This is a genomic window from Streptomyces sp. G7(2002) (assembly GCF_028870195.1).
In the GTDB taxonomy this organism is placed as follows: Bacteria; Actinomycetota; Actinomycetes; order Streptomycetales; family Streptomycetaceae; genus Streptomyces; species Streptomyces nigrescens.
Genome location: NZ_CP102609.1, coordinates 5697805 through 5718092, shown reverse-complemented (window position 1 = coordinate 5718092; position 20288 = coordinate 5697805). Strand labels below are relative to the sequence as shown.

The following is a 20288-nucleotide window of genomic DNA, read 5'->3' as shown; positions in this document are numbered from 1 at the left end:
CCTCTGGGGCGGCGTACCCGCGGCCACCCCATACTCTCGATGGCATGGCCCGCCGCCCCTCCGCCCTTGCCGCCGCCCCGGCCACCGCACCGTCCCGACCCGTCGGAAACGCCACCCGCGGGACCACCAACCCCAACCGGCTGCGCCGTATGGACCGCTGGATCGCCGCGGAACACGGCGCCGTGCTGCGCCGCGCCGCCGACCCCGTCGCGGTCGACCTCGGCTACGGCGCCGCGCCCTGGACCGCGGTGGAACTGCTGGGCCGGCTGCGTACGGTCCGGCCGGACGCCCGGGTCGTCGGCATCGAGATCGACCCGGCGCGGGTCGCGGCCGCGCGGGCCTATGAGCAGCCGGGGCTGGACTTCGTCCACGGCGGCTTCGAGGTGCCGCTGCCGGGTCAGCGGACGCGGGCGCCCATCCTCATCCGGGCCGCGAATGTGCTGCGGCAATACGACGAGGACGAGGTGGCCGCCGTGTGGCGGCGGCTGTGCGCCCGGCTGGCGCCCGGCGGGCTGCTGGTCGAGGGCACCTGCGACGAGATCGGGCGGCGGCACGTCTGGGTGGCGCTGGGCCCCGAGGGGCCGCGCACGGTCACCTTCGCCGCCCGCCTCAGCGCCCTCCACACGCCCTCCGACCTGGCAGAACGCCTCCCGAAGGCGCTGATCCACCGCAATGTGCCGGGCGAACCGGTGCATGCCTTCCTCCGGGACTTCGACCGCGCCTGGGCCACCGCCGCCCCGCTGGGCGCGCTGGGCGCCCGCCAGCGCTGGCGGGCCGCCGTGGCGGCGCTCGCCACCGACTGGCCGCTGACCGGCGACCCGCGGCGCCGCCGCCAGGGAGAGGTCACCGTGCGGTGGGAGGCACTGGCCCCCAGGAGCTGAGCGCGCCGTCGTGGGACTTCACGGACACGCCCTACGCGTCAGCCACGCCCTACGCGTCGGCCACGCCCTACGCGTCGGCCACGGCTTACGCGGTCCGCACCGGGTCCGTCGCCTTACGCGGTCAGCACCGGGCCGTCGCCTTACGCGGTCAGCACCGGGTCCGTCAGCGCCCCCAGCTCCCGGATGCGCCGCTCCGTCTCCGAGCCGCGCGGGGCCGTGTACGTCACCAGCGCCTGATCCGGGTCGGTGCTCAGCCGGAAGCTCTCGAAGGTCACATCGAGCTCGCCCACGCGCGGATGCAGGATCCGCTTGGTGCCGCGCAGACACTCGTGCACCGACTGCGTCTCCCAGATCCGCCGGAAGTCCGGGCTGTGGGCGAGGAGTTCATTGACCACCTCGCAGATCCGCGGGTCGTCGGGGTGCCGGCCGCTGTCGGCGCGCAGATTGCCGACCACCTCCTCGGCCTTCGCCTCCCAGTCCGGGTGCAGGGCGCGCGCCGCCGGGTCGAGGAAGACCAGCAGTGCGGTGTTGCGCCGGTCCGGGGCGAGCGCCTCCAGGTCGAAGGCGATCCGGGCGCCCAGCGTGTTCCAGGCCAGGATGTCCAGTCCGCGGCCGACCACCATGGCCGGGACGGTGGCCCCCATCGCGTCCAGGACCTGCCGGATCTCGGGGCGTACGGTCCGTCCGGGCGCGGCACCGGCGGCGCAGTCCGCTCCCGGGCGCCGGGGCACGGCGATATTGCGCAGATACGTCACCTCGCCGCCGGACAGCCGCAGCGCCCGCGCGATGGCGTCCAGGACGGAGTCGGAGATGGCGGGCGCCCGGCCCTGCTCGATCCGGGTGTAGTAGTCGACGCTGATGCCGGCGAGCTGGGCGACCTCCTCGCGCCGCAGTCCGCGCACCCGGCGCCGGTTCACCCCGCCGGGCAGGCCGAGGTCGGCCGGGTCGAGCGCCGCGCGGCGCGCCTTGAGGAACGAGCTGATCTCGATTTCCGCGTACAGCATCGGTCCAGTATGCGACGCACGGCCGGTTGGGTGGTTCCCGCCGGCCCAGGATGCGACGGGCCTGGTCCGCTCCCCGTACGGACAGCAAGGTGGTGCCCGGACGCCTCCGGGGCGCCCCGGAGTCCGCTCCGGCACGCCCCCGGGGACGCCGTGCGGGACGACCCCGAGACCTCGACACCTCGCAGAAGGAGCACCTCATGCAGCGCAGAATCCTCGGCGGTACCGGCATCTCGGTCAGCGAGTACGCGCTCGGCGCGATGATGCTCGGCGCCTGGGGCAACACCGATCATGACGACTGCGTACGGATCGTGCACCGCGCGCTGGACGCCGGTATCAACTTCGTGGACACCGCGGACGTGTACGCCGCGGGCGAGTCCGAGGAGATCGTCGGCAAGGCTCTCAAGGGACGCCGCGAGGACGTCGTACTGGCCACGAAGGCCGTCAGCTCCATGGGCCCGGACGCCAACCACAGTGGCAGTTCACGGCGTTGGATCGTGCGGGCGGTGGAGGACAGCCTGCGCCGTCTGGGCACCGACTACATCGACCTCTACCAGATGCACCGCCCCGACCCGACGACCGATATCGACGAGACGCTCTCCGCCCTCTCCGACCTGGTACGCGCCGGAAAGGTGCGGGCGATCGGCTCCTCGACCTTCCCCGCCGAGCAGATCGTCGAGGCGCAGTGGACCGCCGAGCGCCGCGGTCACCTCCGCTTCCGCACCGAACAGCCGCCGTACTCGATGCTGGCGCGCGGGGTGGAGAACGCGGTGCTGCCGACCGCCCAGCGCTACGGCATGGGCGTGCTGACCTGGGGCCCGCTCAGCGCCGGCTGGCTGTCCGGCCGCGATCTCTCGGCCAGTTCACGGGCCGGCCTGGAGACCCAGAAGTTCGACCTCTCGATCCCCGAGAACGCCCGGAAGGCCGAGGCGGTCCGCGCCCTGTCCAAGGTCGCCGCGGAGGCCGGCCTGCCCCTGCCCCACCTGGCGACCGCCTTCGTCCGCTCCCACCCCGCCGTGACGTCCGTGATCATCGGCCCGCGCACCCTCGACCAGCTCGACAGCATGCTGGACGGCTCCGAGGTCACCCTCGGCGCGGACATCCTGGACCGCATCGACACCATCGTGCCCCCGGGCACCGACCTCAACCGGGCCGACGCCTACTACCTGCCGCCGGCGATCACGGATGCTTCGTTGCGGAGGCGGTGACCTGCTCCCGGAGGGTAGTGCGCCAATGAGAGTGATTTCTGTGATGTGGAGTTGTACCGCGGCAAATGCCGGGGCCTACGCGGCCTTGAGCCGCGCCACCTCCTGTGCCCGTTCGGACAGTTGGCGCACGGCGGGAAGCTGACGATACGGGCGCAGTCCGTCCCGCAGGGTGGCGAAGTGCTCGTCGCCGCGGGCTCCGGAGGTTCCGGTGTAGTCGTCCAGGAAGCGGTCCCATGCCTCGCACGACTCCTCCACATGGCGCATGGCAAGGAGGCGCCTGGCCAGAAGTCCGTTGGTGTGCAGGCGTCCTTGGCGCTCCGCCGACGGCCGGAAGCGGTTCGAACGGCGTAGCGCCCGGACCGACTCCGAGCGGTCGCCCAGTTCCCACAGCACGTGCGCGACGTGGAACTCGTAGGCGGCACGGTCGTAGCCGCCGATGTGGTCGTTACGGCCATCCGCCTGCGACAGGGCCTCTTCGGTCTCCCGTAGCCGGGTGAATGCCTGGCGGCGGTCCTGCACCATCGCGGCGCCGTGCGCCTGTTGCCCCCGGAGGAACGCGGTCAGGCGAGGGCCCGCGACGGGTGCGGCTTCGGCGGCGGAGTCGGCCAGTTCGAGGGATTTCGCGCCGTGGCCGAGGTGGGAGGCCTGCAACGCCATGCCTCGCAGGGTGCGGCAGTAGGTGAGGTGGTCCTCGGCGGCGCCGGCGAGCTTGAGTGCCTTGACGTAGTACCGCTGTCCGATGCGGTGTTCCCGTTCGTACATGGCCATCCAGCCCGTGAGGTAGACCAGATCGGCGGCGGCCGACCGCATCGCTTTCCGGGCTTCCTCCGTGCCGTCGGCCTTCAGGTAGGGGCCGACGGTGTTGACGAGGAAGGCGGCGGCCATCGGCCGGGCGTGCGCTCCGCCGAGATCATCGAGGATGTCCGCGATGTTCTCCGTCATCTTCCGGACGGTCTCGATGTCGCCCATGCCGATCCGCACCGTACGGCCGGCGGGCGTCGCTTCGGCCCTCCCGGCGACGGCATCGAAGCCCGGTACGACCAGCGCTGCCGAGTACAGTCCGGCGCCGAGTACCGCGCGCCGGGAGGGGTCCATGTCGGCCCTGCCCAAATCCATCACTCCCGCCGCGATGTCCGCCGGTTCGTCCGGGTCGGTGCCGGCACCGAGTCCGGCGTCGACCGGGCTCACGGGGCGCTTCAGAAGTCGTGAGAGCGCCTCGGCGACCGCGTCGCGCGCCTCCTTCTTCGGCACGGAGCCCTTCAGCCAGTGGGACACCGACGATTTGTCGTAGTGCAGCGTCACCCCGAGTTCTGCGGCCGCCCGGTTCACTGCCCGCGCGAGCTGCGCGTTTCCGATTCCGCCCTCCCGCATGAGGCCGGCGAGCGCGAGGTTCGGCGTTCTTGATCGTGGTGCCATCTCGTGGACCCCCGAGCGTTCAACCAGTTCAACCGTCTCTCCACTCTGCTCCCTTACCCAGTGCGCGGTAAGGGAGTTGAGTGAATACCAGCCGTCGGGAGGTTTCCTCCGCCGGCTGCTTGACGGCCCCGTTCGCACCCGCCCCCGGGCAGGGGCGACGGGGTTCCCACTCGACCCCATCGAGGAGACACACCGTGAGCTCACACGTCACCATCGATCAGCGGGACCTCAGCTACGACGCCCGCGCACAGCAGGCTGCGCTGCCGGTGACCATCCACTACCGCGACGGCGGGACGGAACCCTCCGTCCTCGTCATGACCCCGGGGCAGATGGAGCTGTACGCGATCCAGTTGGAGCGGGCGATTGCCCTGCGGAAGACCGCGCAGGAGGCGACATACCGGTGAATGCCCGGCCCGGCACGGCGCCCGGTGGCCTCACGCCAAATGCAACGCCGCCAGCAACGCATCCACCAGAGGCCGGTCGCGTTCCTGGGTGAGGCGGTGGCGGGCCTCCGTGGGGGAGAGCCATTCCAGGCGGTCGACCTCGGTGTTGGGGGTGAAGGCGCCGGCCAAGGCTTCGGCGGCCCAGTAACGGACGGTCTTGGGGCGGCCGTTGGCGTTGTAGTAGGAGGTGGGCAGGGGGGCGCCGGGGCGGCAGTCCATGCCGGTTTCCTCCGCGACCTCGCGCACCGCTCCGGCCAGCGCGTCCTCGCCGCGCTTCAGCTTGCCTTTGGGGTGCGACCAGTCGTCGTACTTCGGGCGGTGGACGAGGGCGATCTCCAGCCCGTCCTCGGTCGTGGCGCGGCGCCACAGAACGCAGCCCGCGGCCCGTACCGGCCTCTGCGGGGACGTCACCTCGGCACCCCTTTCCGTGTGGTCATGGGGCCACTCTCCCAGCCCGGCCGCGCCCCGTCCGCGCGTTCATGTCCCTCCGCCTCCTCAGCCCTTGCGGTCCGGTGTCCGCGGCAGCCAGACGCGGCCGAAGGCGAAGCGGGCCGCCTCCACCTCGTGCCGCTGGTCGGCGTGCAGCACGCCCAGGGCGTAGGCGGTGGCCGGGGCGATGCGGGGGGTGCGGGCCGCCGCGGCGGCGGCTGCGGCGGCCTCGGCGGCGTCCCGGTGCCACTCCAGTGCCCGGCCGGCCTCCGCGAGCAGGAGGTCGCCGGCCTCCGGCGCGATCAGCTCCCGGGCGTAGCGGCTGAGCCGCACCAGCATCCGGACCTGGTGCCAGGGCGCGTCCTGGCGCTGGTCGGCGGCGAGCGCCGCGGCGTTGTACGGGTAGCCCGCGCGGGACAGCGGCAGCGCGGCGACCGCCTCCGTGAGCCGCCGGTGCGCCTGCTCGACGAGCGGCGGGAGCGCCTCGTCGGCCGGGAGCTCGGCGGCCGTACGGGCCAGCGGCGCCTCGGAGGCGAGCACCGCCACGGAGTCGGCGACGGCGTGGAAGCGGGAGGAGCCCAGGGCCTGCAGGGCGGCGGAGTGGGCGCGGGTGCGGGCGAGGGTGAGCTGGCGGTCCAGCAGCGCCCCGGCGCGCGCCGCACCGGCCGACAGGGCGCCGTCGGGGTCCGGGTCGGTGGAGGGAGCGGAGGAAGCGGAGGGGGTGGCCGGGCCGGTGGACGAGCCCGTGGTCGTACGGTCCCCCCGTTTGCCCCGCTCCCCCCGGCCCGTCCGGTCCCCGCGGTCGCCGCGTTCGGGTCCGCGGCCGGTCAGTCGCTGCAGGGCCGCCATCAGCCGTTCGCGGCGGGCCGCGCAGGCCTGTTCGCGGGCCAGGGTGCCGGACAGCCAGCCCAGCTCGGAGCGGAGCTGGTCGGCCCAGGCCTCCTCGGTCAGTGGCCGGAAGGTGTGCAGGGTGGCGCTGATCCGGCGGGCGGCGCGGCGCAGCTGCCGGGCGGCCTCACCGGCGCCCTCGGCGTCCGAACCGCTCTCCCGGTGCAGCCGCAGACTGCGCAGGAAGTCCGCGGACTGCTGGTGCAGATAGTCGGCGAGCACCTCGTCGGCCATATGGGAGGCGAGGTCGGCCCCGATGTCGGGGGCGGCGCCGCGGTCGGTGCCGTCGTCGCCGCTGCGGGAGGCCGTCATCGGTGCGTACGGGGCGTCGTCCGGCCCGTACATGCCGTCGTTCCCCCCGTACGGCCCGTCCACCACCGCGGAACGGGCTCCGGGCGCCCCGCCGGGCTCGTATCCGATTCCGGTGCGACCCGCCGGCCCTCCGGTCGGCTGGTCATGTCGCTGGGCCACGCCGGCGCCTCCGGGCGTCAATGAGCATTTCCTGTACGTTGCGCAGCGGCGCGCCGTCCGCGTCCACCGCGTGCCGGGTCCAGTCGCCGTCCGGGCCGAGGTGCCAGGACGAGGTGGAATCCGACATCCCCCGCTCCAGCAGCCGGTTGAGGGAGGCGCGGTGCGCCGGGTCGGCGACCCGCACCAGTGCCTCGATCCGGCGGTCCAGATTCCGGTGCATCATGTCGGCGCTGCCCAGCCACACCTCGGGCTCCCCGCCGTTGCCGAAGATGAACACCCGGGAGTGTTCGAGGAAGCGGCCGAGGATGCTGCGGACCCGGATGGTCTCGCTCAGGCCCGTGACGCCCGGCCGGAGCGCGCAGATGCCGCGGACCCAGACGTCGACCGGCACACCGGCCTGGGAGGCGCGGTAGAGCGCGTCGACGACGGCCTCGTCGACCATCGAGTTGACCTTCATACGGACGTAGGCGGGCCGGCCAGCGCGCTGGTTCGCGATCTCCTTGTCGATCCGCTGGATCAGGCCGTCCCGCAGGGACTTGGGGGCGACCAGGAGACGGCGGTAGGTCTCGCGGCGCGAGTAGCCGGAGAGCCGGTTGAAGAGGTCGGAGAGGTCGGCGCCGACCTGGGGGTCGGCGGTCAGCAGCCCGAGGTCCTCGTACAGCCGCGCCGTCTTGGGGTGGTAGTTGCCGGTCCCCACATGGGAGTAGCGGCGCAGCATCTCGCCTTCCTGGCGGACGACGAGCGAGAGCTTGCAGTGCGTCTTGAGCCCGACCAGGCCGTAGACGACATGGCAGCCGGCCTCCTCCAGCTTCCGCGCCCATTTGATGTTGGCCTGCTCGTCGAAGCGGGCCTTGATCTCGACGAGGACGAGGACCTGCTTGCCGGATTCCGCGGCGTCTATCAGGGCGTCCACGATCGGCGAGTCACCGGAGGTGCGGTAGAGCGTCTGCTTGATCGCGAGCACGTCCGGGTCGGCGGCGGCCTGCTCCAGGAACGCCTGGACGGAGGTGGAGAAGGAGTCGTAGGGGTGGTGGAGGAGGACATCCCGGGAGCGCAGGGCGGCGAAGATGTCGGGAGCGGAGGCGGACTCCACCTCGGCGAGGTCGCGGTGGGTGCCGGCGACGAACTTCGGGTACTTCAGCTCGGGCCGGTCCAGGGCGCCGATCCCGAAGAGGCCGGTCAGGTCCAGCGGGCCGGGCAGCGGGTAGACCTCGGCGTCGGAGATCTTCAGTTCCTGGACGAGCAGGTCGAGCACGGCGGGGTCGATGGACTCCTCGACCTCCAGGCGGACCGGCGGTCCGAAGCGCCGCCGCATCAGCTCCTTCTCCAGTGCCTGGAGGAGGTTCTCCGCGTCGTCCTCCTCGACCTCCAGGTCTTCGTTGCGGGTCACCCGGAACATGTGGTGCGCGCGCACCTCCATGCCCGGGAACAGCTCCTCCAGGTGGGCGGCGATGACGTCCTCGATGGGGACGTAGCGCTGCGGGGAGGCCTCCAGGAAGCGGGAGAGCAGCGGCGGCACCTTGACCCGCGCGAAGTGGTCATGGCCGCTGACCGGGTTGCGTACGACGACGGCCAGATTCAGCGAAAGGCCGGAGATGTACGGGAAGGGGTGCGCGGGGTCCACGGCCAGGGGCGTGAGCACCGGGAAGATCTGCTGGCGGAAGAGGGTGAACAGGCGGGCCTGCTCCTTCTCGGTCAGCTCGGGCCAGCGGATCAGATGAATGCCCTGGTCAGCGAGCTCGGGGGCGATGTCCTGCTGGAAGCAGGCGGCATGCCGGGCCATGAGCTCGCGCGAGCGCGTCCAGATGAGGTCCAGCACCTCACGGGGCTGCAGCCCGGACGCGGAGCGGGTGGCGACGCCGGTGGCTATCCGTCGCTTCAGTCCCGCGACCCGGACCATGAAGAACTCGTCCAGGTTGCTGGCGAAAATCGCCAGGAAGTTCGCCCGTTCGAGGAGGGGCGTGGCCGGGTCCTCGGCCAGTTCCAGCACCCGCTCGTTGAAGGCCAGCCAGCTCCGCTCGCGGTCCAGGAACCGGCCACTGGGCAGCTCCTCGCCGTCCGCGCCCACCACGCCCTCGTCCTCGTACGCATCGGGATCGGCGTCCAGGTCGGGCTCCAGGCCGGGCACCGTGCCCCGGACCGCCTGCGGGCGGTGCGCGGCGATGGAGCCCACGGAAGGCTGGGCCGAGGGGGCCGGGGCCTGCGGGGGCTTCGTGGTGGGCATCTCGGGCTGGATCTGTGCCTGAGCGCTGGGCTGCTGGTTCATGGCCTTATTCTTCCGCGTTCCGGGGCATCCAGGCGCGTCAGGAGGTGGCGGCGCGAGACGGAGCCTCGGGTTCGGGACGTTCGGCACAGCGGGCTGCATTCAGCGATGCTCGCAAGCGACTTTGAATCGCCGGTAACGCGGATATGGCGGACAGGCAAGCGGGGTGCTACTCCCAGGGGTTTTCGGGTCGGCCGGGGCCGGTCACCACGCCGGGGCGGCGGGGCTCGGAGGCCGGGGCCGGAGGCCGATCGGCGGGCCGCGTCCCAGGTACTTCCCCCTGGGCTGCCTTTGTAACACGTCCGGTGAGCCGGGAGAAATGCGCCGGATTTCTTGATCAAGGCGTGGTGGACGGTGAGCTTGTGGAATGCGGGCGGGGGGTGGCGGGGAATGCGAACGGGGGACGGCAGGGAATGCGGTCGGGGGATCTTGGGGGAATGCGGCCAGGGACGTCCGGGTTCTGCATTCCCCGGCATTCCGGCGGGGGGGGCCGGCGGGGGGCGAGCTGACGGGGAATACCTGGGGTGCCGTGGTTGGGGTGCCGTGGCCGGTGCTGCCGGCGTCGCGCCGTGCTGCGCCCTCCCGGGTCTGCCGGGGGGCGGCGGTCGGTGGTCGGCGGGCAGCGGTCGGCGGTCGGTGCCTCTCCCGGGAGCGGACCCCGGCGGCGCCGCTGCCGTTTCCCCTTCCAGGAGCGGCCCCCGGCGCCACCGCCGATTCCCCTCCCGGCCTTTCCGTGGCGGAGCCGGAATTCCCGGGGAGCGGAATGACCATGACCACGGCTAAGGGGGGCGGGAGGGGAAATCACGGAATGGGCCGGGAAGGGCAGGCGGCCGCCGGGATATAGGGCGGAGTTTCAGCCGTGCCGGCGGCGCATCACCCGGAAAGCGAGCACGGTCAGTACCGCCGTCAGTGCGAGGACGATTCCGCTCTCGATCCATGCCAGCGGCCAGTGGTGCGATGCCGGGTGGTGGTCCATGTACTGGCCCACCACATCGTGGCTGCGCAGACAGGACTCCTGGTCGCCGGCGGAGTCACAGACCTCCATGGGCAGATGGTCGCCGGAGCGGGTGTAGTACCCCTGCCCCACGAGCCAGGCGTTGTCCGGCAGCTGGGCCGACTCCTTGGGCCCGAACTCGGTGCTCCCGGACGGCATCAGATACGGCCTGAGCTGCTTGAGCGCCACCTGGAGCAGGACCATCGCGCCCAGCGTCACGCCCATCGTCAGCACCGTACGGCGCAGCAGCAGACCGGCCAGCACCCCGACCGCCAGGGCCAGCAGGGAGTAGGCGACCGGCACCGGGCCGAGCGCGGCGAAGTCGAGGGTGGAGTACCAGTAGGAGCCGGAGACCTCGTCGCCGACGACCTGCCAGAGCCAGGCGAACACCGCCGAGAGCGCCGTGGTGACGGCCAGCACCACCAGCGCGGGCAGTGCGGTCTTCGCCGCCAGCCAGCGCAGCGGGCCGACCGACTGGGTCAGTACGAGCTTGTGGGTGCCGGCCTCCAGCTCGCGGGCGATCAGCGGTGCGCCGAGGAACAGGCCGATCAGTACGGGCAGCAACAGCAGCCCCGCCTCGGCGAGTTGCAGGGCCGGTCCGTAGGTGTTGCGGAATTCGACGACCGCATCCTGGGTGCCGTCGCAGCGCGCGACGAGCGAGATCATCGAGCAGCCGTCGATGTGATGGGCGTCGATGAACGCGGCCGCCCGGCCGCGCAGCACCGCGCACCAGACCGCACCGCCGGCCGCGGCGGCGAGCAGCAGGCCGAAGAACAGCCGGTGCTGCCGCCGGACCAGCCAGACGAGACCGCCCAGCGGGCCGTGGACGCCCGGCTCCCGGGCCCCGCCCGGGTCGCCCGCGGTGGGGCCGGTCCCGTTCGCCCCGAGGTGTGCTGTGGTGCTCATGCCGCCGCTCCCTTGCCGCTGTATTGGATGTGCCGTGTGCGTGGTGCGCTGTCCGGCGGGCTCTTCCAGGCGCCCCGCAGGCCTGCCGGGCCGGGCGGCCCGTTGCGCGGCATACCGGGGATGCCGGGCTTGTTGCCGGGCCGGCGGCGCAACGGCGCCGAGGCCACTTCCGCGCTCGGCGCGATCAGGTCGGGTGCGTCGGGCGCGCGCAGATAGGCGAGCAGAAGCTCCTCCAGGGACGGCTCCGCGACCTCCCAGGGCCCGGCGGCGACCGGGCCCTTCCGCCGTACGACCGCGGTGAAGTGACGCCCCGACAGCTGCGCCTCGACGACCGGATGCGCGGCGATCTCGGGCGGCAGCGCCCCGCCCCGTCGCTGCCCCATCACCAGGGCGTGCGCCCCGATGACGTCATCGACCTCACCCGCGAGCCGCACCCGGCCGCCGCCCAGCACCAGCAGATAGTCACAGACCCCGTCGAGCTCGGCGAGCAGGTCCGACGACAGCACGACGGTGGTGCCGTGCTCGGCGGCCTGGGCCAGCAGCAGTGCGGTCATCCGGTGCCGTACGAGCGGGTCGAGGCCGGCCAGCGGCTCGTCGAGCAGCAGGAGTTCGGGGCTCCTGGCGAAGACGAGGGCGAGCGCGAGGCGGGTGCGCTGCCCGCCGGAGAGGGTGCCGACCCGGGCGTCGAGGGAGAGGTGGCCGTCCCGGACGATCCGCTCGGCGCACCGCCCGTTCCAGCGGCCGGGGTTGAGCTCACGGCCCAGCCGCAGGGTCTCGGCGACCGTCAGCCGGGGGTAGAGCGGCTTGTCCTGGGTGAGGTGGGCGACCCGGGCGCGCGCCGAGGCGCCTGCCGGGGCCTCGCCCCAGACCCGTACGGCTCCTTCGCGGGGGCGGATCAGCCCGGAGGCGAGCGAGAGCAGGGTGCTCTTGCCCGCGCCGTTGGGCCCGACCAGCGCGCAGATACGGCCGGCCGGAAGCCGGAAGGTGCAGTCGCGCAGCGCCCAGCGGCGGCGGTACCGCTTGCCGAGGCCCACCGCCTCGATGGCGGTACGCCCCGAGGCCCGGCCGGTCACCTGGTCCTTGGTCATCGGCCGCATCCCACCCCCCGAGTCATTCCACTAATTAAGTAGTGAAAGGGTGGGGGAAATGGGCTGCACCTGTCAACCTCCGCTGCCTACGCTGCGCGGGTGGCCACCTCTTCCGCACCCACGAACCCACCATTGCCGTACACCCCCGCCTATCCGATACGCACCGAACGCCTGGATCTGCGCCCGGTCACCGACGACGACTTCGCGGCGATCCACGCCTACCAGCACCTCCCCGAGGTCTGCCGCTACCTCTACTGGGGCCCGCACGACGAGGCCGCATCCCGGGCCTCCGTCGCCGACAAGGCCACGCGTACGACGCTGCGCGCGTCCGGCGACTTCCTCCAGCTCGCCGTCGTCGTCCGTGAGACAGGCACCCTGGTCGGCGATGTCACCTTCGTCTGGAACAGCCGCGAGCACCGCCAGGGCGGCATCGGCTATGTCTTCCACCCCGCCCACACCGGCCACGGCTACGCCACCGAGGCGAGCCGGGCACTGCTGAAGCTGGGCTTCGAGGAGCTGCAACTCCACCGCATTCAGGCCGAGTTGGACGGGCGCAACACCGCCTCGGCCCGGCTGCTCGAACGGCTGGGGATGCGCCGGGAGGGCCATCTGCGGGAGAACGAGTTCCTCGACGGGGAGTGGAGCGACGAGGTCATCTACGCGATGCTGGCGCGCGAGTGGCGGGACCGGCGGGAGGAGCGGCGGTCGGGCCGGCAGGAGGACCGGCAGGAGTAGGGCGCGGCCGCGGGAGCCGGCCCGGCCACAGGAGCAGGTCGGACCGCAGGGGCAGGGCCAGCCGCCGGGGCAAAGCCGAAGGGGCGGACCCTCAAAAGGTCCGCCCCGCCGTATGCTCAGCCGCCGCCCGGCCTCAGGCCCCCGAGCGGCAACTCAGAGCCGCAGATCTCAGGCCTCAGGCCTCAGGTCCCAGATCTCAGGTCTCCGAGCGGTACATCAGATCCGTCTCGTGCGTCGCGAACCCCATCCGCTCGTACACGGTCACCGCCGCCTTGTTGTCCGCGTCCACGTACAGCATCGCCGTCGGCAGCCCCTGCCCGGCCAGGTGGCGCAGCCCGAGCGAGGTCAGCGCCTTGCCCAGACCGCCGCCCTGGGCGCCCGGCCGCACCCCGAGCACATAGACCTCCCCGAGGCCCTCGTCGGCGTGCACCTTGGTCCAGTGGAAGCCGACCAGCCGCCCTTCCTTCTCCGCCAGGAAGAAGCCCTTGGGGTCGAACCACGCCTCGGCCTTGCGGTCGTCCAGATCGCGCTGGATCAGCGAACCCTGCTCCGGGTGGTGCGCGAACGCCTCCGCATTCACCTCCAGCCAGGCCGCGTCATCGGTGCCCGGCTGGAAGGTCCGTACGGACACCCCCTCCGGGAGCACCGGCTCCGGCAGCTCCAGATCCGTCAGCGAGCGCCGCATCTGCCGCAGCTCCCGGAACATCGTCAGCCCCAGGGTCTGGGCGAGGTGCCGGGCGGCCGGATGCCCGCCGTGCGCCCAGACGCGCAGCCGGCGCCCGGACTGCTCCAGCAGCTCGCCGCCCAGCGCCCGGCCGTGGCCGCGGCCCCGGTGTCCCGGGTGGACCACCAGTTCGGCGGCCGGCGCCTCCACCGGGTCGGTGTCCTCCAGCTGCCCGTACGCGACCAGCTCCTCGCCCTCGTCGCCGCGCGCGTACACCAGCACATGGCGCACGCCCTCGCGTTCGCCCCCGCGCAGCTGCAGCCGCCCCTGCTCGGACACGGCGGGCTGCCCGTCCGTACGTGCGGCCCGCTCGATCAGTTCGAGGACGGCCGCGCCCGCTTCCGGCGCCAGCTCGTCGACCACCTGGATCCTGCGCCCGGCCCGGCCCATCTCCTGTGCAGCGTCATTCATGTGTGAAGCGTACGACTCCCCCGGGCCCCCGGAGGGGTACCACCCGCACTCCGTCCCCTCCCCCGCAACCAGCTCGTCACCCTTACACCTCTGTTGCGCTACGCGCGTGGACCATAAGCTGCCGTCCGCTCAGGTACATCCAGGAGGGGAACCCATGCCAGCGACACCGCAACGGCGCCGCACCGTACGCAGATTGACGATCGGCGCCGCCGTACTGGCCGCCGCAGGACTTGCCGCCGGCGCCCTGCCGGCCGGCGCCGACACCGGCCACGCCGCCCGGACCGGCCGCACCGTCGATGTCCAGCTGCTCTCCTTCAACGACTTCCACGGCAATCTGGAACCGCCGCAGGGCTCCTCCGGCACGGTCGAGGAGGTCCAGCCGGACGGCAGCAAGAAGAGCGTGCCGGCGGGCGGTGCCGAGTACCTCGCGCAGTCGCTGCGCACGGCCCGTAAGGGACACCCCTACTCGGTGACCGCCGCGGCCGGTGACCTGGTCGGCGCCAGCCCCCTGCTCTCCGGTCTGTTCCACGACGAGCCGACCGTCGAGGCGATGAACAAGCTGGGCCTCGACGTCACCTCGGTCGGCAACCATGAATTCGACGAGGGCCGGAAGGAACTGACACGCCTTCAGAAGGGCGGCTGTCACCCGAAGGACGGCTGCTACGAGGACGGCAAGAAGTTCCGGGGCGCCGGCTTCCCCTACCTCACCGCGAACGTCACCGACGACAAGACCGGCAAGCCGCTGCTCAAGCCGTACACCGTCTGGAAGCACAAGGGCGTCAAGATCGGCTTCATCGGGGTGACGCTGGAGGGGACCCCGGACATCGTCAATGCCGAGGGCATCAAGGGCCTGAAGTTCCATGACGAGGTCGAGACGATCAACAAGTACGCCAAGGTGCTCAACCGGCAGGGCGTGAAGTCGGTCGTGGCCCTCATCCACGAGGGCGGGCTGCCCGCCTCCACCTCGTACAACTACAACTGCGACAGCCCCGGCCCCGGCGACGGCATCTCCGGGCCGATCACCGAGATCGCCAAGCACGTCACACCCCGGGTCGACGCGCTGGTCACCGGCCACACCCACCAGGCCTACGCCTGCACCATCCCGGACCCGTCCGGCAAGCCGCGCACCATCACCTCCGCCGCGTCGTACGGCAAGCTCTACACCGACACCACGCTCACCTACGACCGCCGCACCCACGACATCGTGCGGACCGCCGTCAAGGCGCCCGGCGCGGCCAACCACGTCGTCGACCGGACCCAGCCCAAGGCCGCGGACATGACGTCGCTGATCACCCGCTGGAACAAGCTGGCCGCGCCGGTCGCGGGCCGCCCCGTCGGCCACATCTCCGCCGATATCGCGGGCCGCGGCGCCAACGCCCCCGAGTCACCGCTCGGCGACGTCATCTCCGACGCCCAGCTGGAGGCCACCAAGGCCGACGGCAAGGGCGGCGCCCAGCTCGCGCTGATGAACCCGGGCGGGGTGCGTTCCGACCTCGCCTTCAAGGCGTCCGGCTCGGAGGGCGACGGTGTGGTCACCTACGGCGAGGCGTTCACCGTCCAGCCGTTCACCAACATGATGAACGTCGTCGACCTCACCGGCGCCCAGCTGCTGACCGCCCTCCAGCAGCAGGTCAGCGGCCCCAACGCGGCCTCCCCGAAGATCCTCCAGGTCTCCCAGGGCCTGACCTACACCCTGGACATGACCAAGTCGGGCGCCGACCGCATCGTCAAGGACTCGGTGAAGCTGAACGGCGCGGCCCTCGACCCGGCCAAGACCTACCGCGTCGCGATGAACGAGTTCCTGGCCGGCGGCGGCGACGGCTTCCCCGCCTTCAAGGACGGCAAGAACAAGTACGTCGGCCCCTCCGACCTGGACGCCTTCACCGCCTACCTGACCGCCCACTCCTCAGCGGACAAGCCCCTGACGCCGCCGAAGGCTGATCGGATCACGGTGGTGAAGTAGTACGCGGCAGCCGGTCGGCGCTCCACAACACCCGCGGGCGCCGACCCGGCCCGCCGTCCCCCTCGAACACCGTCCCCGCTCCGGCACCAGCCGGAGCGGGGACGTTTGCGTCGGCGGGGCGTGCACACGGCGTGGAGCTGGTCCTCTTCCAGAAGGGGCGGCAAGCGACTGGTCCTCGACCGCCGTGGTGCCGAGGTCTGCCGAGGTCTGCCAAGAGCTGCGCGAGGGTCGCTGATCCCGGCCCGCCCTCACTCCGTCCCGAACCACGTCTCCGCGAGGGACTCCAGGGTGGGCTCGGGTGGGGCGGGGAGTTCGCGGAGGTAGCGGGGCAGGTTGCTGTAGAGGTGCAGGAGGGTGTGGGTGAGGAGTTCGGTGGGGGTGAAGGTCTCGCCGTAGGCGCGGAAGATGCGCGAGAGGAGGCGGGGGTCGCCGCGGGAGACGAAGAGGCCGACGGCGACGAAGTCGTAGGCGCGCTGCCCGATCATCGCGGGTTCGAAGTCGAGGAGTCCGGTCAGCCGCCAGTCGTCGTGCTCGTCGACGGTCAGATGCTGGCGCATGAACTCGGTGTGGAGGAGGACGCCGGGCCCGGCGGCGGAGGGGGTTGCCGAGGCGAGGAAGGCGGGGATCTGTTCCAGCCAGGGTTCGGGGAGGCCGCGGTCGCGCTGCCGGGCGACCGCCGTGGTGCGCTGCCGGTCGAGGAAGGCGCCCCAGTCGCCGGGGCCGAGGAACCCGGTGAGCGGTGACGGGTCCAGGGCGTGCAGGGCGGCCAGGGTCTCACCGGCTTCGGTGGCGATCCGGTCCTGGTCGGCGCGGGGGACGCGGGGCCAGGTGACGGCCAGGTCGGTGCCGCGCAGCCGGGACATCAGGACGTAGCGCCAGCCGTTCTCGTATTCGCCGGCGTCGTGGACGTACGGGGTGGGGAGGGGCAGTTGCCCCTGGAGATGGGTGAGGACCCGGGCCTCGGTCACCCCGTCGTCAGCAGCGGCGGCGGGGAAGAGCTTGAGGACAAAGCGCTGCCCGACGGCGTAGACGGGCTGGGAGCCCGCCGGATAGCGGGTGAGGGGATCGGGGCGGATGCCGAGCCGGGTGCAGAGGGCGGCGGCGCCCGGCCGCATCACCGCTTCGTCGGGGACGATCGCGTCCCACTCGTCGTCCGTGTCCACGCGAGGCAGCATGCGCGGACGGTATGGCGGCGGGCGAGACGGCGGCAAAGGGTTTTCGGCGGGGCCCCGGAAGCCATCGGGGTTGCCCTTAGGGGGAGTTGGGGATCCGCCGTGCGGGGGAAGGGGCCGCGCCCGCAGGAGGACGCCGCCGCGCCGGGCCCTTCGTAGCGTGCTGGGCATGGCTTCTGTGCGTGGTTCTGGGCGGGGCACGGTCGCGGTGCGGACGCTGTGGCGGCGGGCGCTGTGGCGGCGGACGGCGTTCTGGGCGTATGCGGGGTTCGGCTGGCTGGTGGTGTCGTTCGGCTGGCATCTGTGGATGGGGATCGACTACCGGGCGGCGATGGGTGGCGGGGACCGCGTCCCCGTGTGGGGGTTCCTCGTCTATGACGGGCTGATCACCGCGATGTCGGCGATCGGTGCGGTTCTCGCGCTCGCGGTCGTCCGGCCGTGGGGCCGCCGGCTGCCGCCGTGGACGGTGCGGCTGCCGCTCTGGTTCGGGGCGGTGCTGCTGCTCGTACGGGGTGTGCCGGGCCTGGTCGAGAACCTCACCACGGCCACCGGGCTCACCCCGTACGGGCTGCTGGGGATGGCGGAGCGGCCGGCCGACCTGGCGTCCGGGGAGTTCTGGACGGGCATGGTGATCAATACGTACTTCTTCGTGGGCGCGGTGGTGATGCTGCCGCTGGCCGTGCTGCACGGCAAGGGCCTGCGGGCCGCCGGGGGCACCGGCGGCCCGTCCGGTCAGGAGAAGTCGGCGGCGTGATCCCGCGCCCACTGGGCGAACGTCCGGGCCGGCCGTCCGGTGATCCGCTCGACGGCGTCCGAGACGGGGAAGGCCGGTGCCTCGACCGTTCGGCCGAACATCCGGACCAGCTCCAGCGCGGCCTCCTTGGGGAAGTGCGGCCCGGCCATCGCCTCGGCCGCCGCCTCCTCGGAGATCTGCTCGACCCGGGTCTCCTTTCCGGTCGCCCGCCCGATCTCGGCGACCTGCTGTGCCACGGTCAGCTCGGCCGGGCCGGTGACGGGATACGCCTGGCCGAGGTGTGCACCGGTGCGGTCCAGCAGGGCGGCGGCCGCGACATCCGCGAGGTCGGCCTCGTGGACGGGGACGCCCCGGGCGTCCGGGTGCGCGTCGCGGACCACACCGGTCGCGCGGATCGAGGGGGCCCAGGCCAGCGCGTTGGTGGCGTAGTTGCCGCCGCGGATGAAGGTCCACTCCAGGCCGGAGCCCCGCACCGCGCGCTCCAGACCGGCGTGCAGCCGGGCGATGTGGTGGGTGTCGTCGGCGGGGGTATCGGTCACCGCCATCGAGGAGTTGAGGACGATCCGGCGGACACCGGCCCGCACGGCGGCACCGGTCAGCGCCACCGCCGCCCGGTCGCCGCCGGCCGCGAGATTGAGGAACAGCGCGTCGGCACCGGTCAGCAGCGGTGTGAGGTCGCTCGTGTCGGCGAGGTCGGCGCGGACGGTGTCGGTCTCGGCGGGCAGCCCGGCGCGCGCCGGATCGCGGGTCAGGGCGCGTACCGCGGCGCCGTCCGCGAGGAGCCGGGCGACAAGTGCGCGGCCGATATTGCCGGTTGCGCCGGTCACAACGATCATGGGAGCAGCTTTCTGCGGTTTCATGGGATGACGACCGTCTTCCGTTTGTTGGGTGAATGCACTGAATGCGAGGAAGGAAACGAATAAGCCGGACAATGGCGCGGAGAGTCCAGGTATGGATCAATGGACGCGGACAGGTCGCGCACTGTTGCATGGGTCACCAAGAGAGGTGACGGTAGTTCAAGTCGCCCCAGATGTACGGCAATTTTTTGCCAAGACCTCGGGGACAACCTTCATGTATCCGACTTACTTCCGGTACGACTTGCGTTCAAGGGACCCGCTCGTGGTGAGATGAGCGGATGCGAACCCCCACACGCATATCTTCACCGTCGCCCACGCCTGCCGCGCAGCACCCCCATCTCCTTGCGCCGGGCGCCCAGGACGACTCCACCGGCGACACCAGAAAGCTCGACACCGTTAATCCGTACGCCGACCTGGCAGCCCTCGCGGACCCCGAGCCGGAGCCGGAACCCGGCCCGGAATTCGGCTCGTTCGACGCCGACGGCACTCCCCTGCGCCGCACCTACCTCAACGAGCGCGACGACAGCGACGACCCGCTGGGCCTCGGGCTGCGCTCGGACGACGAGTCGGACGCGGCCTGGAAGCCGCCGAACCACCGTCGTAAGAACCGCCGCAAGAAGCGTGGCCTCAGCCGCTTCGCCGCGATGTCGATCACCGTGAAACTGCTGGTGGCGGTACTGGTCGGCACGTCATTCCTGACGCTCTTCGACCGGTTCGCGGTGCTGTACGCGCAGAACGCGGCCGCGAAAAAGGTGAAGGACGCCCTGCATCTGAACGCCACTCCCGAGGTCGACATCAAGGGATTCCCGTTCCTCACCCAGGTCATGGACAAGCGCGTTGACCAGGTGAAAGTCACGATTCCCGACCTGGCCGCCGACCGCGTTTCGCTGGCGAAATTCGAGGCCACCGCGAACGACGTACGCATCGACGGCGATCTGCCCACCTCCATCAAGGGCGCCACGATCGGCACCATGAACGGCAGTGTGCTGCTCGCCTTCGACGACATGAACCGCGAGCTGGGTGCCTCGCAGGTGAAGTTCAGCGAAAGGGGACCGAACGCGGTCCGCGCGGTCGGTCAGCTGCCGATTGCCGGCCATGAACTGCGCGTTCGGGCCGAGGCGCGCATTCAGCGGGCCGGTGACCGCGGTATCTCCACCGACATCAGCCGGATGCAGCTGGACATCGGCGATATCGCCGTCTACCGCCCCGGCACCGGCAAGGAGGAGGGCCTGCGGCTGACCCGCAAGACCGCCGCCGAGCTCAGCCGGCAGGCCGCCAAGGTCAAGTCGATGCTGAGCGTCCCGGCGATCGCCGACCGCATCGGCATCCCCAAGCCGTACATCCAGGAGGCGCTGAACAACGAGCAGAAGCTGCACGAGCTGACCGGGTCGCCGCGCTTCGTCCAGAAGCTGATGAAGGTCAACCTGGTCGATGTGGTGGCCGACCACCCGTGGCTGCTGCAGAAGGTCGGCATCGACCCGAAGATCCTCGGCGCGCTGACCGGGCTCACCAAGCCGCAGCTCGCGGACCAGCTCTCGCTGTCCTTCCAGCTTCCCAAGACGCCCGGGAACATCCGGCTGCGCAACATCTCCGTCGAGGAGGACGGCATCCGCGCCGACATCACGGGGTCGGAACTGCCGGTCGGGGGACCGAAGAAGTAACGGGCGCGCCCGCAGGGGGTGCG

17 protein-coding genes are annotated in these 20288 nt (G+C 71.8%); 7 read left to right on the top strand and 10 right to left on the bottom strand.

Going from position 1 to position 20288, the window contains the following annotated elements; genetic code table 11:
* The first annotated feature begins 44 nt into the window (after positions 1 to 44).
* Entirely contained in the window at positions 45 to 881 is an 837-nt protein-coding gene (locus NUT86_RS24300) for a class I SAM-dependent methyltransferase (protein WP_274737516.1), read from the top strand.
* 140 nt (positions 882 to 1021) lie between these two features.
* On the opposite strand, the gene NUT86_RS24295 is transcribed toward NUT86_RS24300, so the two are convergent.
* The gene (locus NUT86_RS24295; RefSeq protein WP_159486813.1) at positions 1022 to 1885 is read right to left on the bottom strand and encodes a helix-turn-helix transcriptional regulator; all 864 of its coding nucleotides are present in this window, start codon (positions 1883 to 1885) and stop codon (positions 1022 to 1024) included.
* 197 nt (positions 1886 to 2082) lie between these two features.
* Here NUT86_RS24295 and NUT86_RS24290 point away from each other — a divergent pair, with 197 nt between their 5' ends.
* A complete protein-coding gene (locus tag NUT86_RS24290) occupies positions 2083 to 3090 on the top strand; it encodes an aldo/keto reductase (protein ID WP_274737515.1) in 1008 nt (335 codons plus the stop codon).
* 75 nt (positions 3091 to 3165) lie between these two features.
* Here the strand turns inward: NUT86_RS24290 and NUT86_RS24285 are convergent, their stop codons facing one another.
* Positions 3166 to 4506 carry a hypothetical protein gene (locus NUT86_RS24285; protein ID WP_159486815.1) on the bottom strand — a complete coding sequence of 447 codons (1341 nt, stop codon included), beginning with the start codon at positions 4504 to 4506 and terminating at the stop codon, positions 3166 to 3168.
* A gap of 194 nt (positions 4507 to 4700) precedes the next feature.
* On the opposite strand from NUT86_RS24285, the gene NUT86_RS24280 reads away from it, so the two are divergent.
* Positions 4701 to 4910: a hypothetical protein gene (locus NUT86_RS24280; RefSeq protein ID WP_159486816.1), complete on the top strand. Its 210-nt coding sequence runs from the start codon at positions 4701 to 4703 to the stop codon at positions 4908 to 4910.
* A gap of 30 nt (positions 4911 to 4940) precedes the next feature.
* On the opposite strand, the gene NUT86_RS24275 is transcribed toward NUT86_RS24280, so the two are convergent.
* From NUT86_RS24275 to NUT86_RS24255, 5 genes are all read right to left on the bottom strand, one after another.
* Positions 4941 to 5360, bottom strand: coding sequence for an NUDIX hydrolase (locus tag NUT86_RS24275; protein ID WP_148591049.1), 420 nt, complete (start codon positions 5358 to 5360; stop codon positions 4941 to 4943).
* 84 nt (positions 5361 to 5444) lie between these two features.
* Complete coding sequence (locus NUT86_RS24270; protein ID WP_274737514.1) at positions 5445 to 6758, bottom strand: CHAD domain-containing protein; 1314 nt, start codon at positions 6756 to 6758, stop codon at positions 5445 to 5447.
* Positions 6721 to 9003 carry an RNA degradosome polyphosphate kinase gene (locus tag NUT86_RS24265; RefSeq protein ID WP_148591045.1) on the bottom strand — a complete coding sequence of 761 codons (2283 nt, stop codon included), beginning with the start codon at positions 9001 to 9003 and terminating at the stop codon, positions 6721 to 6723. Before NUT86_RS24265 ends, NUT86_RS24270 begins: the two co-directional genes overlap by 38 nt.
* An 850-nt stretch (positions 9004 to 9853) precedes the next feature.
* Positions 9854 to 10900: an ABC transporter permease gene (locus tag NUT86_RS24260; protein ID WP_274737513.1), complete on the bottom strand. Its 1047-nt coding sequence runs from the start codon at positions 10898 to 10900 to the stop codon at positions 9854 to 9856.
* On the bottom strand, positions 10897 to 11988 hold the full coding sequence (locus NUT86_RS24255; protein ID WP_446750782.1) for an ATP-binding cassette domain-containing protein: 1092 nt from the start codon (positions 11986 to 11988) through the stop codon (positions 10897 to 10899). The genes NUT86_RS24260 and NUT86_RS24255 overlap by 4 nt, the downstream gene beginning before the upstream one ends.
* A 99-nt stretch (positions 11989 to 12087) precedes the next feature.
* On the opposite strand from NUT86_RS24255, the gene NUT86_RS24250 reads away from it, so the two are divergent.
* Positions 12088 to 12723, top strand: a complete 636-nt coding sequence (locus tag NUT86_RS24250; protein ID WP_274737511.1) for a GNAT family N-acetyltransferase — start codon at positions 12088 to 12090, stop codon at positions 12721 to 12723.
* Positions 12724 to 12919: 196 nt separating this feature from the next.
* On the opposite strand, the gene mshD is transcribed toward NUT86_RS24250, so the two are convergent.
* Positions 12920 to 13858, bottom strand: a complete 939-nt coding sequence (mshD, locus tag NUT86_RS24245) for a mycothiol synthase (RefSeq protein ID WP_174876348.1) — start codon at positions 13856 to 13858, stop codon at positions 12920 to 12922.
* Between the two features lie 154 nt (positions 13859 to 14012).
* Between mshD and NUT86_RS24240 the strand changes: the two genes are divergently transcribed.
* Positions 14013 to 15821, top strand: coding sequence for a bifunctional metallophosphatase/5'-nucleotidase (locus tag NUT86_RS24240; protein ID WP_274737510.1), 1809 nt, complete (start codon positions 14013 to 14015; stop codon positions 15819 to 15821).
* Positions 15822 to 16069: 248 nt separating this feature from the next.
* On the opposite strand, the gene NUT86_RS24235 is transcribed toward NUT86_RS24240, so the two are convergent.
* On the bottom strand, positions 16070 to 16996 hold the full coding sequence (locus NUT86_RS24235) for an aminoglycoside phosphotransferase family protein (RefSeq protein WP_274737509.1): 927 nt from the start codon (positions 16994 to 16996) through the stop codon (positions 16070 to 16072).
* Positions 16997 to 17162: 166 nt separating this feature from the next.
* Here NUT86_RS24235 and NUT86_RS24230 point away from each other — a divergent pair, with 166 nt between their 5' ends.
* The gene (locus NUT86_RS24230; RefSeq protein WP_274737508.1) at positions 17163 to 17747 is read left to right on the top strand and encodes a hypothetical protein; all 585 of its coding nucleotides are present in this window, start codon (positions 17163 to 17165) and stop codon (positions 17745 to 17747) included.
* On the opposite strand, the gene NUT86_RS24225 is transcribed toward NUT86_RS24230, so the two are convergent.
* On the bottom strand, positions 17726 to 18583 hold the full coding sequence (locus tag NUT86_RS24225) for an SDR family oxidoreductase (RefSeq protein ID WP_159486824.1): 858 nt from the start codon (positions 18581 to 18583) through the stop codon (positions 17726 to 17728). The two genes, NUT86_RS24230 and NUT86_RS24225, sit on opposite strands and share 22 nt — an antisense overlap.
* Positions 18584 to 18882: 299 nt before the next feature.
* Here NUT86_RS24225 and NUT86_RS24220 point away from each other — a divergent pair, with 299 nt between their 5' ends.
* A complete protein-coding gene (locus NUT86_RS24220) occupies positions 18883 to 20265 on the top strand; it encodes an LmeA family phospholipid-binding protein (RefSeq protein WP_159486825.1) in 1383 nt (460 codons plus the stop codon).
* The last annotated feature ends 23 nt before the right edge of the window (positions 20266 to 20288 follow it).

Coding starts and splice junctions, on each gene's coding strand:
- NUT86_RS24300 (WP_274737516.1), top strand. CDS start 45: ATGGCCCGCCGCCCCTCCGCCCTTGCCGCCGCCCCGGCCACCGCACCG.
- NUT86_RS24295 (WP_159486813.1), bottom strand. CDS start 1,885: ATGCTGTACGCGGAAATCGAGATCAGCTCGTTCCTCAAGGCGCGCCGC.
- NUT86_RS24290 (WP_274737515.1), top strand. CDS start 2,083: ATGCAGCGCAGAATCCTCGGCGGTACCGGCATCTCGGTCAGCGAGTAC.
- NUT86_RS24285 (WP_159486815.1), bottom strand. CDS start 4,506: ATGGCACCACGATCAAGAACGCCGAACCTCGCGCTCGCCGGCCTCATG.
- NUT86_RS24265 (WP_148591045.1), bottom strand. CDS start 9,003: ATGAACCAGCAGCCCAGCGCTCAGGCACAGATCCAGCCCGAGATGCCC.
- NUT86_RS24260 (WP_274737513.1), bottom strand. CDS start 10,900: ATGAGCACCACAGCACACCTCGGGGCGAACGGGACCGGCCCCACCGCG.
- NUT86_RS24255 (WP_446750782.1), bottom strand. CDS start 11,988: ATGACCAAGGACCAGGTGACCGGCCGGGCCTCGGGGCGTACCGCCATC.
- mshD (WP_174876348.1), bottom strand. CDS start 13,858: ATGAATGACGCTGCACAGGAGATGGGCCGGGCCGGGCGCAGGATCCAG.
- NUT86_RS24240 (WP_274737510.1), top strand. CDS start 14,013: ATGCCAGCGACACCGCAACGGCGCCGCACCGTACGCAGATTGACGATC.
- NUT86_RS24235 (WP_274737509.1), bottom strand. CDS start 16,996: ATGCTGCCTCGCGTGGACACGGACGACGAGTGGGACGCGATCGTCCCC.
- NUT86_RS24230 (WP_274737508.1), top strand. CDS start 17,163: ATGGCTTCTGTGCGTGGTTCTGGGCGGGGCACGGTCGCGGTGCGGACG.
- NUT86_RS24225 (WP_159486824.1), bottom strand. CDS start 18,583: ATGATCGTTGTGACCGGCGCAACCGGCAATATCGGCCGCGCACTTGTC.
- NUT86_RS24220 (WP_159486825.1), top strand. CDS start 18,883: ATGCGAACCCCCACACGCATATCTTCACCGTCGCCCACGCCTGCCGCG.